At 65.5% G+C, this 15,939-nt stretch carries 15 protein-coding genes; 4 read left to right on the top strand and 11 right to left on the bottom strand.

What is annotated here, in order from left to right:
- Positions 1-12: 12 nt before the first annotated feature.
- The 11 genes from A7W11_RS16770 to uvrB form a co-directional block, all read right to left on the bottom strand.
- Positions 13-900, bottom strand: coding sequence for a methylglyoxal synthase (locus tag A7W11_RS16770; RefSeq protein ID WP_066415468.1), 888 nt, complete (start codon positions 898-900; stop codon positions 13-15).
- Positions 901-1,153: 253 nt separating this feature from the next.
- Positions 1,154-1,348: a Fe-S cluster assembly protein IscX gene (gene iscX, locus A7W11_RS16775; protein ID WP_066415475.1), complete on the bottom strand. Its 195-nt coding sequence runs from the start codon at positions 1,346-1,348 to the stop codon at positions 1,154-1,156.
- 2 nt (positions 1,349-1,350) lie between these two features.
- On the bottom strand, positions 1,351-1,692 hold the full coding sequence (gene fdx, locus A7W11_RS16780) for an ISC system 2Fe-2S type ferredoxin (protein ID WP_066415478.1): 342 nt from the start codon (positions 1,690-1,692) through the stop codon (positions 1,351-1,353).
- 6 nt (positions 1,693-1,698) lie between these two features.
- Entirely contained in the window at positions 1,699-3,576 is a 1,878-nt protein-coding gene (gene hscA, locus A7W11_RS16785) for a Fe-S protein assembly chaperone HscA (protein WP_066415480.1), read from the bottom strand.
- Between the two features lie 77 nt (positions 3,577-3,653).
- The gene (hscB, locus tag A7W11_RS16790) at positions 3,654-4,166 is read right to left on the bottom strand and encodes a Fe-S protein assembly co-chaperone HscB (RefSeq protein WP_066415482.1); all 513 of its coding nucleotides are present in this window, start codon (positions 4,164-4,166) and stop codon (positions 3,654-3,656) included.
- Between the two features lie 3 nt (positions 4,167-4,169).
- Positions 4,170-4,493, bottom strand: a complete 324-nt coding sequence (gene iscA, locus A7W11_RS16795; protein WP_066415491.1) for an iron-sulfur cluster assembly protein IscA — start codon at positions 4,491-4,493, stop codon at positions 4,170-4,172.
- A 4-nt stretch (positions 4,494-4,497) separates the two neighbouring features.
- Positions 4,498-4,941 carry a Fe-S cluster assembly scaffold IscU gene (gene iscU, locus A7W11_RS16800; protein ID WP_066415493.1) on the bottom strand — a complete coding sequence of 148 codons (444 nt, stop codon included), beginning with the start codon at positions 4,939-4,941 and terminating at the stop codon, positions 4,498-4,500.
- Between the two features lie 33 nt (positions 4,942-4,974).
- On the bottom strand, positions 4,975-6,186 hold the full coding sequence (locus A7W11_RS16805; protein WP_066415495.1) for an IscS subfamily cysteine desulfurase: 1,212 nt from the start codon (positions 6,184-6,186) through the stop codon (positions 4,975-4,977).
- An 18-nt stretch (positions 6,187-6,204) separates the two neighbouring features.
- Positions 6,205-6,738: a Fe-S cluster assembly transcriptional regulator IscR gene (gene iscR, locus A7W11_RS16810; protein ID WP_066415506.1), complete on the bottom strand. Its 534-nt coding sequence runs from the start codon at positions 6,736-6,738 to the stop codon at positions 6,205-6,207.
- Between the two features lie 217 nt (positions 6,739-6,955).
- Entirely contained in the window at positions 6,956-7,447 is a 492-nt protein-coding gene (locus tag A7W11_RS16815; protein ID WP_066130280.1) for a low molecular weight protein-tyrosine-phosphatase, read from the bottom strand.
- A 250-nt stretch (positions 7,448-7,697) separates the two neighbouring features.
- Positions 7,698-9,728 carry an excinuclease ABC subunit UvrB gene (gene uvrB / locus A7W11_RS16820; RefSeq protein ID WP_066415509.1) on the bottom strand — a complete coding sequence of 677 codons (2,031 nt, stop codon included), beginning with the start codon at positions 9,726-9,728 and terminating at the stop codon, positions 7,698-7,700.
- A 102-nt stretch (positions 9,729-9,830) separates the two neighbouring features.
- On the opposite strand from uvrB, the gene A7W11_RS16825 reads away from it, so the two are divergent.
- The 4 genes from A7W11_RS16825 (at position 9,831) to A7W11_RS27540 (ending at position 15,930) form a co-directional block, all read left to right on the top strand.
- Positions 9,831-11,033: an amino acid aminotransferase gene (locus A7W11_RS16825; RefSeq protein ID WP_066415518.1), complete on the top strand. Its 1,203-nt coding sequence runs from the start codon at positions 9,831-9,833 to the stop codon at positions 11,031-11,033.
- Positions 11,034-11,238: 205 nt separating this feature from the next.
- Positions 11,239-11,892, top strand: a complete 654-nt coding sequence (gene lexA, locus A7W11_RS16830; RefSeq protein ID WP_066415521.1) for a transcriptional repressor LexA — start codon at positions 11,239-11,241, stop codon at positions 11,890-11,892.
- A 243-nt stretch (positions 11,893-12,135) separates the two neighbouring features.
- A complete protein-coding gene (locus A7W11_RS16835) occupies positions 12,136-13,110 on the top strand; it encodes a tripartite tricarboxylate transporter substrate-binding protein (RefSeq protein ID WP_066416186.1) in 975 nt (324 codons plus the stop codon).
- Positions 13,111-13,575: 465 nt separating this feature from the next.
- On the top strand, positions 13,576-15,930 hold the full coding sequence (locus A7W11_RS27540) for a type VI secretion system Vgr family protein (protein ID WP_082887306.1): 2,355 nt from the start codon (positions 13,576-13,578) through the stop codon (positions 15,928-15,930).
- Positions 15,931-15,939 lie beyond the last annotated feature (9 nt).

The raw sequence follows: 15,939 nt of genomic DNA on the forward strand, positions 1-15,939 counted from the left end.
AAACCGGGCGGCTTACACCCGCTCGGCACGCAACCGCGCCGCCTGCGCCCAGCGCCGCGCCACCACCGGCGAGGTCGCGCAAGCGGCGTGCGCCGTCGCCACGCGCACGGCGCGCTCCAGCAGTTGGATGTCGGCCTCATGCTGCCGCGCCACGTGCGGGTCTTCAAAGAACACCACCCGCTGGCATTGCTGCTCCAGCACCAGTTCGGCGATCTGCGCATCGCCGCCCAGCGGCCCGCTCAGATAACGCCGCACCCACGGTTTGTCCGCGGGCCAGCCCCGTGACCACGCGAGGTCGTTCAGCAGCCCGCCCGTGGTGCCCGTCGCCACCCGGCTGGCGAATTGCGACAACAGGTCGAAGTGCTCGGCCGCGAACGTCAGCATTTCGCTTTTCAAGGCATCGTGCGCGATCAGCGCCAGCGTCTGGCGGCCGAAATCGAAATGGCGCGACACCGCCGGATCGGGCGCCAGCCCGGCCAGCACACGCTCGGCCTCGATCCATTCGATGGCGCCGGCCAGCGTCGAGATGAACGGCCGGCCGTGCGTGATGCACTGGCGCTTGAGCGCCAGCGCCTCGGGAAAGATGGAAGAAGGGTCCACCGGATCGATCAGGTAGATGGCCCCGTCGAACGGTTCGGCGCCGTCGCGTCCTTCGGTCACGCGCGCCACCAGCTTCATCAGGCCGCCCTCGCGGCCATAAGGGTAGCGGATCAGCCCGCGATATCCCCGCAGCATCTCTTCGCGCTGGATGGCGTCGTAGGTGCGCCCGACCGTGTGCAGCTCCATGCCCAGTTCACGGATGCCCGCCGAACTGGCGCGCAACCAGTCGAACAGCGCGGCATCGGGGGTCTCGTGATGCAGGCGGTTGGCGGCAAGTCCGAAACGCAGGCGAGCGGTCATCGTGGGAGCACCGGAAACAGGGAGGTATCCGATATTACTGTGCCGCATCGGGATACGCCGGCGCCCGGTCGGCGACGCCCGAATGGCATGCCCCCCGCGCTGGCCTGCGCGGCGCTGGCGGCCGTATCCGACCTGCCAGCCCGGACAGCCCCGCTTCCGCACGCAAGACACCCACCTCAAACAAAACGGCCCCATCATTCCTGATGGGGCCGCCTGGCTTGCACAAGCGCATGTTGGACGGGCTTGCCGCGCCCTATTCCGCCTCGTCGATCCAGGCCATCTGGATGGCCTCGAGGATCTTCTCGCCGCTGCGCGCCGGATCATCGTTGAACCCCGGCAGCGCCATCACCCATTCGCGCAACTGCGTGAACCGCACCGCCTTGGGGTCGGCGTCGGGATGGGCGTCGGCCAACGCGGCGGCAATGTCGTAGGTGTCGGTCCACTTCATGGTCAGTGCGCCTCTTTGGCGTGGTTGATCGTGTACTTCGGAATTTCCACGGTCAGGTCCTGGTCGGCGATCTTCGCCTGGCACGACAGGCGCGAGGTGGACGTCAGGCCCCACGCCCGGTCCAGCAGGTCTTCCTCGGCATCGGTGGCGTCTTCCAGCGACGCATAGCCCTGCTTCACGACGACGTGGCAGGTGGTGCAGGCACAGGACAACTCGCACGCATGCTCGATATCGATGTGATTGTCGAGCAGCACGCGGCAGATGGAAACGCCTTGCGGCGCGTTTTCAATGACGGCCCCTTCGGGGCAGACGTCGGGATGAGGCAGTACAGTCAGCTTCGGCATATCGGGTCAGGCGATTTCGTCCAGTTTACGGCCAGCCAGCGCGCGCCGGATACTGCGATCCATGCGGCGTGCGGCGAAGTCTTCGGTTGCATCGGACAGGGCCTGCACCGCGGCGCGCACGGCTTCCACGTCGTCCAGTTGCGGGGCCGCTTCGGCCTGCGTCAGGCATTGCTCGACACGCTCGCGCTCGTCGGCTTCCAGCAGGTCGCCATCGGCCTGCAGCGCCGCGCGCACGGATTCGGCCAGTTGCCGGGCCTCGACCTGCTGCTCGCGCAGCATGCGGGCGCGTGCATCGCTATCGGCCTCGCGCACGCTGTCGGCCAGCATGGTGGCGACCTCGTCGTCGGACAGGCCATACGAGGGCTTGACCGTGACGGCGGCCTCGATGCCCGTGCTCTGCTCGCGCGCGGTCACGCTGAGCAAGCCGTCGGCATCCACCTGGAAGGTGACGCGGATACGGGCCGCCCCCGCCACCATGGGCGGAATGCCGCGCAGCTCGAAGCGCGCCAGCGAACGGCTGTCAGCCACCAGGTCGCGCTCGCCCTGCACCACGTGCAGGCTCATCGCGCTCTGGCCGTCCTTGAAGGTCGTGAATTCCTGCGCCCGCGCCACGGGAATGGTGCTGTTGCGCGGGATGATGCGCTCGACCAGGCCACCCATGGTTTCCAGGCCCAGCGACAGTGGCGTCACGTCCAGCAGCAGCCAGTCTTCGCCCGGCGCGCGGTTGCCCGCCAGCAGGTTGGCCTGCAGGGCCGCGCCCAGCGCCACGACCTGATCGGGATCGAGGTCGACCAGGGGCTCGGTGCCGAACAGGTCGCCCACGGCACGGCGCACGACGGGCATGCGCGTGGCGCCGCCCACCATCACCACGCCGCGCACGTCGGCCGGCGCCAGGCCGGCATCGCGCAATGCGCGGCGCGCGCTGTCCAGCGTGCGCTCGACCAGTTCGCGGGCCCATTCCTCGAATTGCGCGCGGCTCAGGTCGCAGGCCACGGCCGTGCCATCGGCCAGCGTGACATCCAGGCGAGCCCGCTCCTGCGAACTGAGCGCCTCGCGCGCGGCACGCGCGGCCACCAGCAGGCGGCGGCGGTCGGCGCGCGCGCCCTGCACGTCGGCGGCTTGCGCGGCGGGCTGCCCAGCCAGCACGCGCTCGACGATGAGCGAATCGAAATCGTCCCCGCCCAGCGCGGTGTCGCCGCCCGTGGCGATGACCTCGAACACGCCGCGCGTCAGGCGCAGGATGGACACGTCGAACGTGCCGCCGCCCAGGTCGTACACTGCATAGACGCCCTCGGCCGCATTATCCAGCCCATAGGCGATGGCGGCGGCGGTGGGTTCGTTCAAGAGGCGCAACACGTTCAGGCCGGCCAGGCGCGCGGCGTCGCGCGTGGCCTGGCGCTGTGCATCGTCGAAATACGCCGGCACGGTGATGACCGCGCCGACCAGGTCGTCGCCCAGCACGTCTTCCGCACGCTGGCGCAGCACCGCCAAAATCTGCGCGGACACTTCGACGGGGCTCAGGTCGCCCTGCACCGTGCGCACCCGCACCATGCCGGGCGCATCGATGAATTCGTAGGGCGCGCCGCTGGCCTGCGCTTCGGCCAGCGTGCGGCCCATGAAACGCTTGACCGACACGACCGTATTGGCCGGATCGTTGGCCTGCTGCGCCAGGGCGTCGTAGCCGGTGATGGCGCGGCCGCCCGGCAGGTACTGCACGGCGGAAGGCAGCAACGGCCGCCCGGCATCGTCGTTCAGCACCTCGGCAACACTGCTGCGCACCGCGGCCACCAGCGAATTGGTCGTACCCAGGTCGATCCCCACCGCCAAGCGGCGCTGGTGCGGTGCGGGCGATTCACCGGGTTCGGAAATCTGCAATAAAGCCATATCTCGCTTGAATTTCTTGGAAGTATGGAGGGGCGGACGGGCATGGAACCGGCGCATTCCAAGCGCCGGCCGGGGCGCTATCGCAACGGCTGCAGCTGGGCCAGCTCCTGCGCCAGGCGCTCGATGAACATCCACTCGCGCACCTTCTGCCCCGCTTGCGCGGTGTCGCCGCGCGCGTCCAGCAGATCGGCCATCGTGCGGCGCATGCCGTCTCGGGCATCGCCCAACTCGGCGCGCAGCACGTCGGCCTGGGCGGGATCCTGGCGCGCGTCGTCGAGCATCTCGCGCCATTCCATCTGCTGCATCAGGAAAGCGGGATCCATCGAGGTGTTGCTTTCGGTCTGCAAATCGACGCCCGCCTGCTCGCACAGGTAACGCGCGCGCAACAGCGGATCACGCAATTGCCGGTAGGCCTCGTTGGCGCGCGCGGACCACTGCATGGCCACGCGCCGCTCGGCGGGGCTGGCCGTGGCGTAGCGGTCGGGATGCACCCGCGCCGCCACGTCGCGCCAGGCGCGCTCCAGGGCGTCCGTGTCGATGTCGAACCGCGCGGGCAATCCGAACAGGCTGAAGTGATCGTCCGCCGCCAAGACCTACACCGTGAACGACTCGCCGCAGCCGCAGGTCGCCTTCTCGTTGGGGTTGCGGAACTTGAAGCCTTCGTTCAGGCCTTCGCGCGCGTAGTCGAGCTCGGTGCCGTCCAGGTAGGACAGGCTCTTGGGATCGATGAACACCTTGACCCCGAAGCTCTCGAACATCTGGTCGGCCGTGTCGGCCTCGTCGACGTATTCGAGCTTGTAGGCCATGCCCGAGCACCCCGTGGTACGCACGCCCAGGCGCAGGCCAATGCCCTTGCCGCGCTTGGTCAGGTAGCGGCTGATGTGATTGGCCGCTTGCTGGGTCAGGGTGACTGCCATGATCTCAACTCGCCGCGGCGGCCGTTGCCGTAACGGCCTCGGATTGCGCCGCGGCCGCTTCGGCCGACTCGCCGTGCTTGGCACGGTAGTCCTGCACGGCGGCCTTGATGGCGTCCTCGGCCAGGATGGAACAGTGAATCTTGACGGGGGGCAGCGCCAGTTCTTCGGCGATCTGCGTGTTGCGGATGCTCATGGCCTGGTCCAGCGTCTTGCCCTTCACCCATTCGGTGACCAGCGAGCTGGAGGCGATGGCGGAACCGCAGCCGTAGGTCTTGAAGCGCGCATCCTCGATCACGCCCGACGGGCCGACCTTGATCTGCAGCTTCATGACGTCCCCACAGGCGGGCGCGCCGACCATGCCGGTGCCGACCGTGTCGTCGCCCTTTTCGAACGAGCCCACGTTGCGGGGGTTTTCGTAGTGATCCAGAACCTTGTCGCTATATGCCATGATGTTTCTCCACTGCTTGTTCGTAGTCGGGGCTCAGTGAGCGGCCCACTGCACGGTGTTCAGGTCGATGCCGTCCTTGGCCATTTCCCACAGCGGCGACATGTCGCGCAGCTTGCCCACCCGGCTCTTGATCAGTTCGACAGTGAAGTCGACTTCCTGCTCGGTGGTGAAACGGCCCAGGGTGAAGCGGATGGAACTGTGCGCCAGTTCGTCGTTGCGGCCCAGCGCGCGCAGCACGTAGGACGGCTCGAGGCTGGCCGACGTGCAGGCCGACCCGCTGGACACGGCCAGTTCCTTGATGGCCATGATCAGCGACTCGCCCTCGACATAGTTGAAGCTGATGTTGAGGTTGTGCGGCACGCGGTGTTCCATGCTGCCGTTGACGTAGACCTCTTCGATCTGCGACAGGCCGGCGTACAGGCGATCGCGCAGCATGCGCAGGCGCTCGTTCTCGGTGCCCATTTCCTCGCGGGCCAGGCGGAATGCCTCGCCCATGCCGACGATCTGGTGCGTGGCCAGCGTGCCCGAACGGAAGCCCCGCTCGTGGCCGCCACCGTGCATCTGCGCCTCGATGCGCACACGCGGCTTGCGGCGCACGTACAGCGCGCCGATGCCCTTGGGACCATAGGTCTTGTGCGCCGAGAACGACATCAGGTCGACCTTCAGCTTCTGCAGGTCGATCTCGACCTTGCCAGTGGCCTGCGCCGCATCCACGTGGAAGATGATGCCCTTCTCGCGGCAGATCTCGCCGATGGCCTCGACGTCCTGAATGACGCCGATCTCGTTGTTCACCATCATGACCGACACCAGGATGGTGTCGGGACGCAGCGCGGCCTTGAACGCATCCAGGCTGATCAGGCCATCTTCCTGGACATCCAGGTAGGTGACCTCGAAGCCTTGGCGTTCGAGTTCGCGACAGGTGTCCAGCACCGCCTTGTGCTCGGTCTTGACCGTGATGATGTGTTTGCCACGCTCGGCATAGAAGTTGGCCGCGCCCTTGATGGCGAGGTTGTCCGATTCGGTGGCGCCGGAAGTCCAGACGATTTCACGCGGGTCGGCGTTGACCAGCTTGGCGACTTCCTCGCGCGCCTTCTCGACGGCTTCCTCGGCATCCCAGCCGAAGGCATGGCTGCGCGAGGCCGGGTTGCCGTAGTTTTCGTACAGCCAGGGCACCATCTTGTCGACCACGCGGGGGTCGACCGGCGTGGTGGCCGAATAATCGAGGTAGATGGGACGGGTGGTCATTTGTGCAACTCCTGCTTTTTATACGGTGGCGTTGGCCTCGACAGCGACCGCCGGCGCATTGGCCGCGGTCCCCGTGCGGTTGACCCGCACCGAGCATTCCTGGGCTTGATTAGCCGCTTCCTGCAACTGGCGCACGCGCTGCTGGTCGACCAGATCTTGCAGGGAGACCGAATCGAGGTAGTCCACCATCTTGCGGTTCAGCGTAGCCCAGAGTTCGTGCGTCATGCACTTGCCCGAACGGCCGTCGTTGCCGCTGGTGCAATCGCGCTTGCCGCCACAGCTGGTGGCATCCAGGGGTTCGTCCACGGCGAAGATGATGTCGGCGACGGTGATGTTGCGGGCCAGGCGGGCCAGCGAGTAGCCGCCGCCCGGGCCGCGCACGCTGTCCACGAGTTCGTGGCGGCGCAGCTTGCCGAACAGCTGTTCCAGGTAGGACAACGAAATGTTCTGCCGCTGGCTGATGGCCGCGAGCGTGACCGGGCCGCTGTGCTGCCGCATTGCCAGGTCGATCATGGCCGTTACGGCGAAACGCCCTTTGGTAGTTAGCCGCATGGTGGGTTTCCTGTGTATCCGTAAAATCGCCTGAAGGTGACCCAGAGGATCGTTTCAGACGGCCTAATACTTGAGTAATTGCCTCAAGTATAGCAAATACCCGAGTAATTTGCTAGGTATCCTGGCCGGAAAAAACCGCGCCTGGGCGCGGTCTGAGGATGAGCGACACGGTTTGCCGGCGCCACCCAGGGGAGGCGCGGCACGACTTCGGAATGGCTTACGCGGCCTGGTACTGCGTGGCGCGCTTGCGCACCAGCTCAAGCACGCCCTGACAGGCGTCTTCGATGTAATCCAGTACCTTGCCGAAACCTTCGGGACCGCCGTAATACGGATCGGGCACGGTGGCTTCCTCGAACTCGTTCGCGAAGCGCATCAGCAGCATCAGCTTGTGCTGGTAGGCCTTCGGGCACTGCTGCTGCATGGCGGACAGGTTGTCCCAGTCCATCGCCAGGATGAGGTCGAAGTCGCGGAAGTCTTCCGCGGTGACCTGGCGGGCCTCGCAGTGAGTGATGTCGTAGCCGCGCTTGCGGGCCGCGGCCAGGGCCCGGGCATCGGGCGCTTCGCCGATGTGATAGGCGTGGGTGCCGGCAGAGTCGATCCGCACGACGTCACCCAACCCGGCGTCATTCACCAGATGGCGGAAGACGCCTTCTGCGCTCGGCGAGCGACAGATATTGCCCATGCAAACGAAAAGTACCTTGGTCATCATGGCGTCAAGTGTGCGGGAAAACCCGGAACATAGCAAGTTTTTTTTGCAGTTCTGTTATATGAATATCCATCATTTAAAAGATCAATTTTCCCAATAAAATCAATCAATTGAATGACGTTTCAAATACATGACACAGCACCTTTTCAACCGCTGAACGGGATGCGGCGAATCCGCCCCCGATTTAAGCGCACGCCACGCCGGGCGGCACGCATTTGTAACGATAGGACGCCATCCGCTACGACCCTATTTACTACACCGCACCGTCCAGCAGCACCCGCTTCTTCAGCGCATTCAGTGCGTCGCGCGCCGCGGCGGCCTGTTCGAACTCCAGGTTGCGGGCATGATCCATCATCTGCTTTTCCAGGCGCTTGATCTCGCGGGCCAAGGCCTTCTCGTCGGTCAGCGCCTCGACCGGCACCGCGGCCTCGAGCGTATCGTGGCTGGCCGGGGCCACCACGCCGTCGATCAGCTCTCGCACCGCCTTGTTGACGCCGCGCGCGGTGATGCCGTGGTCCGCGTTGTGCTGCAGTTGCTTGTTGCGGCGCCGCTCGGTTTCGTCCATGGCGCGCCGCATCGAATCCGTGATGTGGTCGGCATACAGGATCGCATAGCCGTTCAGGTTGCGGGCGGCGCGGCCGATGGTCTGGATCAGACTGCGCTCGGAACGCAGGAAACCTTCCTTGTCGGCGTCCAGGATGGCCACCAGCGACACCTCGGGGATGTCCAGGCCCTCGCGCAGCAGGTTGATGCCCACCAGCACGTCGAAAGTGCCCAGGCGCAGGTCGCGGATGATCTCGACGCGTTCGACGGTGTCGATGTCGGAATGCAGGTAGCGGACCTTGATGCCGTGCTCGGTCAGGTAGTCGGTCAGGTCCTCGGCCATGCGCTTGGTCAGCGTGGTGACCAGCACGCGCTCGCCCACGGCGATGCGTGTCTTCAACTGGCCCAGCAGATCGTCGACCTGGGTGCGCGCGGGCCTCACCTCGACGATCGGATCCACCAGGCCGGTGGGACGCACCACCTGTTCGACCACGTTGTCGGCGTGCTCTTTCTCGTAGGCGGCGGGCGTGGCCGACACGAACACGCACTGGCGCATGCGCGCCTCGAACTCTTCGAGCTGCAACGGCCGGTTGTCCAGCGCCGACGGCAGGCGAAAACCGTACTGCACCAGCGTTTCCTTGCGCGCCCGGTCGCCGCGGAACATGCCGCCCAACTGGCCGATGGTGACGTGGCTCTCGTCGATGAACATCAGCGCGTCGGCAGGCAGGTAGTCGATCAGCGTGGGCGGAGGATCGCCCGGCATGGCGCCCGACAGATGCCGCGAGTAGTTCTCGATGCCCTTGCAGAAGCCCAGCTCCTGCAGCATTTCCAGGTCGAAACGCGTGCGCTGCTCCAGGCGCTGGGCCTCGACCAGCTTGCCGTCCCTGGTCAGGAACGACAGGCGCTCGCGCAGCTCTTCCTTGATGGTCTCGATGGCGCGCAGCACGGTTTCGCGCGGCGTGACGTAATGCGACCCCGGATACACGGTGAAGCGCGGCAGCTTCTGCCGCACGCGCCCGGTAAGGGGATCGAACAGTTCCAGCGTTTCGATCTCGTCGTCGAACAGCGTCAGGCGCAGCGCCAGCTCGGGGCTTTCCGCGGGGAAGATGTCGATCGTCTCGCCGCGCACGCGGAACGTGCCGCGGGTGAAGTCGGCATCGTTGCGGGTGTATTGCATGGCCACCAGGCGCGCCAGGATCTCGCGGCGCGAGATGCGGTCGCCGGCGCGCAGGATCAGCACCATGGCGTGGTAATCGCCCGGATTGCCGATACCGTAGATGCACGACACGGTGCCCACGATGACGGTGTCGCGCCGCTCCAGCAGGCTCTTGGTGGCCGACAGGCGCATCTGCTCGATGTGCTCGTTGATCGAGGAGTCCTTCTCGATGAACAGGTCGCGCGTCGGCACGTAGGCTTCGGGCTGGTAGTAGTCGTAGTACGAGACGAAGTACTCGACCGCGTTGCGCGGGAAGAACTCGCGCATCTCGGCGTAGAGCTGCGCGGCCAGCGTCTTGTTGGGCGCCAGCACCAGGGCGGGACGGCCCATCTGCGCGATGACGTTGGCCATCGTGTAGGTCTTGCCGGAGCCCGTGACGCCCAGCAAGGTCTGGTACATCAGGCCGTCCTGCACGCCCTGCACGAGCCCCTCGATCGCGCCGGGCTGGTCGCCCGCGGGGGGATAAGGTTGGTGCAGGTGGAAGGGGCTGCCGGGGTAATCGACGAATCCGGAATCGGGCGGCATGCTAGACTTTTCCAAGATGTCTTTTTCAAGACATTCTGTCGGGGGTAAACCCCCCATTATCCACAGCACCCGGTAGTGCGTCCACCCAGCCATTCAACGCCCATGAGCAACCTCTTCGCTTCCGTCGAACTCGCGCCGCGCGACCCCATTCTTGGCCTGAACGAGCAGTACAACGCCGACACCCGCCCCGGCAAGGTGAACCTCGGCGTCGGCGTGTACTACGACGACGAAGGGCGTATTCCGCTGCTGGGCGCCGTGCGCAAGGCCGAAGTCGCCCGTGTCGAAGCCGCCGCCGCCCGCGGCTACCTGCCCATCGAAGGCATCCCCGGCTACAACAAGGGCGCGCAGGCCCTGTTGCTGGGCGCCGACTCGCCTCTGGCCGCCGCCGGCCGCGTGCTGACCGCCCAGGCCCTGGGCGGAACCGGCGCACTGAAGATCGGCGCCGACTTCCTGCGCCAGCTGCTGCCGAAATCCAAGGTGCTGATCAGCGACCCCAGTTGGGAAAACCACCGCGCCCTGTTCGAGCGCGCCGGCTTCCCGGTCGGCACCTACACCTACTACGATGCCGCCACGCACGGCCTGAACTTCGACGGCATGCTGGCCGACCTGAAGTCGGCTCCGGCCAACACCATCGTGGTGCTGCACGCTTGCTGCCACAACCCCACCGGCGTCGACCCCACGGCCGAGCAGTGGCGCCAGATCGCCGACGTGGTCAAGGCCAATGGCCTGGTCCCGTTCCTGGACATCGCGTACCAGGGCTTCGGCGATGGCCTGCAGGAAGATGCCTCGGTCGTGCGCATGTTCGCCGACCTCGACGTCACGATGCTGATCAGTTCGTCGTTCTCGAAGTCGTTCTCGCTGTACGGCGAGCGCGTGGGCGCCCTGACCGTGGTGGCCGGCGACAAGGAAGAGGCCGGCCGCGTGCTGAGCCAACTGAAGCGCACCATCCGCACCAACTATTCCAACCCGCCCACCCACGGCGGCACGCTGGTCTCCACCATCCTGAACGACGCCGGGCTGTTCGCGGAGTGGGACCGCGAACTGGCCGGCATGCGCGACCGCATCCGCCTGATGCGCAAGCAGCTGGTCGACAAGATCAAGGAACACGGCGCCACGCAGGACTTCAGCTTCGTGCTGAAGCAGCGCGGCATGTTCTCGTACTCGGGCCTGACCAGCCAGCAGGTCGATCGCCTGCGCGAAGAGCATGGCGTCTACGCCATCAGCACCGGCCGCATCTGCGTGGCCGCGCTGAACAGCCGCAACATCGACGTGGTGGCAAAGGCCATCGCCGCCGTGTTGAAGTAAGCCTCACCGCTGTTCGGCACGCGCGGAACGGAGCCCACGGGCTCCGTTTTTCTTTGGTGCCTGGGCCAGTACGTGCTTTTGCCGCGGCGCACGCCGCCCTTGCAGCATCGCGTTTCATACGCGTGTCTTGCATTTTTCCGCTGCGTCCCCCAGAATGCCGCTGTATATACATACAGTCCGCGTTCAGCGCACACGGATCATCGCCATGGCCACGAAACTCACGGAACGCCAACAGGAAATCCTGGATCTCATCCGCCAGACGGTTGCCCGCACCGGCTTTCCGCCCACGCGCGCCGAAATCGCGCAGGCACTGGGCTTTCGCTCGCCCAACGCCGCCGAAGACCACCTGAAGGCGCTGGCCCGCAAGGGCGCCATCGAACTCACCGCCGGCGCCTCGCGCGGCATTCGGCTCAAGCCGTCGGCCGATGCGCCTGCCGAGGCTCCCGCCGCCATCGCCTCGGCCCTGTCCCACCTGCTGCTGCCGCTCATCGGCCGCGTCGCCGCGGGCAGCCCCATGCTGGCCGCCGAGCACGTCGAACGCGAAGTCGGCGTCGATCCAGGCCTGTTCGCCCAGGCGCCCGATTACCTGCTCAAGGTGCGCGGCATGAGCATGCGCGACGCCGGCATCCTCGAAGGCGACCTGCTGGCCGTCAAGAAGACCGCCGAAGCGCGCAACGGCCAGATCGTCATCGCCCGGCTCGACGACGAGGTCACCGTCAAGCGCCTGCAACGGCAAAACGGCCGCATCGAACTGCTGCCCGAGAACCCCGACTTCTCGCCCATCATCGTGCAGGCCGGGCAGGACTTCTCGCTCGAAGGCATCGCCGTCGGACTCATCCGTACGCAGCCGCTGCACTGAGCGCTTCACCACCGGGCGCCTGCCCGAACGCAGGCCCCGCTTCGCGGCCTGCCGTGCCATCCATGGCAAGCCGCGCTCTCCATGCCTGGTTCATGCAGCCTTACATGATCCCGCGCAAGTCCCCTCTTCCAAGCCGGTTATGCATATTGCCGATCGGTCTTTGTCGCGGCGGCAACGTCCCCATAAGATCGCGTGTCGGTCGCCCACCGCGGCGCCAGCAGCAACGCTTTCCAGGATGTCTTCATGAAGTTCTTCCCCCGTGTCCGCAACCTGCAACTGGGCGGCGCCGTCGCCGCGCTGGTCATGGGCCTGTCCGGCCCCGCCCACGCCGACCGCGTCATCCGCATCATCGTGCCGTACGGGCCGGGCGCCACACAGGACGCCGTCGCCCGCACCTTCACCAATGAACTCGGCCAGGCGCTCGACGCCACGGTCGTGGTGGAGAACCGCGCGGGCGCGGGCGGCAGCGTGGGCACCACGCAAGTGGCGCGCGCCGCCCCCGACGGCAATACGCTGGTGATGGCCGCGGCCAGCCACTACCTGGCCGCGCACCTGTATGCCAAACTGCCGTACGATCCGGTGGCCGACTTCGCGCCGGTGTCCTACGTGGGCCGCACGGGCTACGTGGTGGGCGTGTCGGCGCCGTCCGGCATCGACAGCCTGCAGGCGCTGATCGCGCGCGCCAAGGCCGAACCGGGCAAGCTGAATTATGCCTCGGCCGGCAACGGCAGCGCCTCTCATCTGGCAACAGCTCTGTTGGCCGCGCAAGCCGGCATTACGCTGCAGCACATCCCCACCAAGTCGACGGGCGACGCCGTGACCGAACTGCTGGCCGGCCGCGTCGAAGTCGTCACCGGCGCCAGCATCGGCATGCTGGCCTACCGCAACGATACACGCGTCAAACTCCTGGCCTACTCGGGCGAGAAGCGCTCGCAATTCCTGCCCGATCTCCCCACCGTGGCCGAAGCCGGCCTGCCCGGTTATGTATTCGACTCCTGGCTGGGCCTGCTGGCGCCCGCCGGGACGCCCGCCGCCGAGATCGAACGCATCAACGCCGCCGTGCAGAAGGTGCTGCAAGACCCCGTGGTGCAGAAGCGCCTGTCCAACCTGGGCGTAGAAGCCGGCTCCTTGCCCGTGGCGCAATTCCAGGCCTTGCTGCGGCAAGACTGGAAGAAATCCGCCGAGGTCGTCAAGGCGGCCGGTGCGCGCATCGAATAATCGCCAGACGAGCACTGTCCGCCTGCCTCCATGCAGGGGGCGGACACGCCGGGCGACAGAGGCAACCGGCATTCCTGTAAAGAAAATGCAATAAAAAGTATTGCGAGATCAGGCCAAGCTCCACGCCCTGCGCCCCGACCGTCCAGGCACACGGTTTGCTCGCTACCTCGCCCCCACCCTCTCGCCCCACCCGCCCATAGGCGCAATCGCCCTGCGGCGCCCCATCCCGCCGGCTGCGCTCGCGCGGCGTTATCCGCCGGAAAACGGGCATTCATGTTTATTAACAAAATGGCTCATTCGCACATATGGGCCGCTTTTCCCCAGGTTATTAATGTCGCCTTAAAAGAAAAGGGGCGGCATTCGTGCTGCTCCGCGCAAGCGCGCAACCCCCAATAACAACAGCCATCGCATGATGGGGCAGCCGTCCGGTTTCGAGATGGGCTGCGTTGGCACACGAGGGATGTCATGGACGTACCGGATTCCATCCAATATCGCGCCATCGTCGCGCACACGCCCCTGGAGGGCCAGGTCGCCTTCCGCAGCATGACCGGTTCGGAAGGCCTGTCGCGATTGTTCGAGTTCGACGTCGAGCTGATCGCCGACAACTACAACCTGGATCTGGACGCGTTGCTGGGCAAGCCGCTGACGCTGGAGATGGAAACGCAGTCGGGCTCGCGCTTCCTGGATGGCCACGTGACGCGTTGCGAGATGATCGGCCGCGAAAGCGGCACCTCGCGCCACTACATCTATCGGGCCACGGTGCGCCCGTGGCTGTGGTATTTGACCCAGACCTCGGACAGCAAGATCTTCCAGAAGAAGACCGTGCCCGACGTGATTGCCGAAGTGCTGGGCGAATACGGTTTCGCGTTCGAGTCGAAACTGACCGGCGCCTACCGAACCTGGGAATACTGCGTGCAGTACCAGGAAACCGATTTCGCCTTCCTCAGCCGCCTGATGGAACACGAAGGCATCTATTACTACTTCAAGCACGGCAACGGGCAACATACGCTGGTCATGGTCGACGACGTGGCCTCGCACGAAGAACAGCCGGGTTACGAAGACATTCCGTATTACGGCCCGGATCGCCTGGTCACGCCGCAGGATGAATACATCTCGATGTGGGAAGTGGCCTCGGCGATTACGCCGGATAGCTACGCCACGGTGGACTACGACCCGATCAAGCCGGGCGCCAGCCTGGATGCCGTCTCGCGCCAGCCGGGCGGCTCGCAAAGCGGCAACCTGGAGATGTACGAATGGCAAGGCGGCTTCCAGGAGCCCGATCAGGCCGAGCAATATTCGAAGGTGCGCCTGCAAGAGCTTCAAACCCAGCGCAAGCAGGGCCGCGGCATGGGCTCCGCGCGCAAGATCGCGCCGGGTTATCTCTTCACGCTGAAGAACCATCCGCGCTCGGCCGAGAACAAAGAGTATCTGGTGCTGTCGGCCAACTACCGCATGAACTCCGGCGGGCATTCGACGGGTTCGGGTTCCGAATTCTTCTGGGAAACCTCGTTCGTCGTCCTGCCCACCAGCCATCAGTACCGCGCCCCCCGCACCTCGCCGATTCCGCATACCCACGGCCCGCAGACCGCGCGCGTGGTGGGCCCGGCCGGCGAGGAGATCTGGACGGACGAATACGGCCGCATCAAGGTGCAGTTCCACTGGGACCGCTACGGCCAGAAGAACGAGAACAGCTCGTGCTGGGTGCGCGTTTCCAGCCCCTGGGCCGGCGGCGGCTTCGGCGGCCTGCAGTTGCCGCGCATCAACGACGAGGTCGTGGTGGACTTCATCGGCGGCTGCCCGGACCGTCCGCTGATACTGGGCCGCGTCTACAACGGCAACAACATGCCGCCCGTGGACCTGCCCGCCAGCGCGACGCAAAGCGGCTTCCGCAGCCAGTCGGTACATGGCGACCCGTCCATGTCCAACCGCATGATCTTCGACGACAAGCTGGGCCTGGAGCTGTTCCACACCCGCGCGCAGCGCAACATGCTGAACGACGTGGTCAATGACCACGACCACCACGTCGGCAACAACCACTGCCAGAACGTGGGCGTGGATCACACGCATACGGTGGGCAAGAACCACACGCAGACGATCGGCTGCAACCATACCATCGAGGTGGGCGAGGATCTGAAGACCACCATCAAGCGGATGGAGGAACGGCTGGTGCAGGCCGAGCAGAAGATCACGGTGATGAAGGATGCGACGCAGCGGTTCGAGGGGCAGTTCACCAAGACGGTCATCGGCCTGGAAAAGCGCATCACCACGGCCAGGCAAGAGATCACGGTGCAACAGGCCGCCCTGCACAAGTACAACACCACGCTGACGCAACAGGTGGACGCCAATCATGAATTGAAGGTGCAAGCCGACCAAAGCACGAAGATCCTGGGCGAAATGAAGGTCGAGGCAGGCAGCTTCTGGAAGTCGGTCAAGGGCAGCGTCTGGGACCATACCAATGGCTTCAAGTTTGGGTCCGTATTGGGTACTAACACGTCTATCTACGCGGCGCTGAACACGACACTGTCGGCGGTTAGCTTTTCCTGCAACGGAATGAGCACTACCGTTAACGGTCTCTCGGCGACCATCGTGGGCAAGACCTTGCGCACGGCGGGCCAGAAGGCCGACCTGGTGGCGGCGGAGGATAGGCTGGTGGCCATGAAGAACAGCATAAATGCCGTTCGCTCCAACACCGCCGTGCTGTCCCGGATCACGCGCGGGGTGAAGGCGACGCAAAGTGGTCTCAAGCAAGACCTGAATGGCGTGAAGAACAACATCAGCACCTTGGACAACCGGGTCTCGGCGCTCGAGAGCCACGCATAGGAACCCATT

It is taken from the genome of Bordetella ansorpii (genome assembly GCF_900078315.1).
GTDB lineage: Bacteria > Pseudomonadota > Gammaproteobacteria > Burkholderiales > Burkholderiaceae_B > Bordetella > Bordetella ansorpii.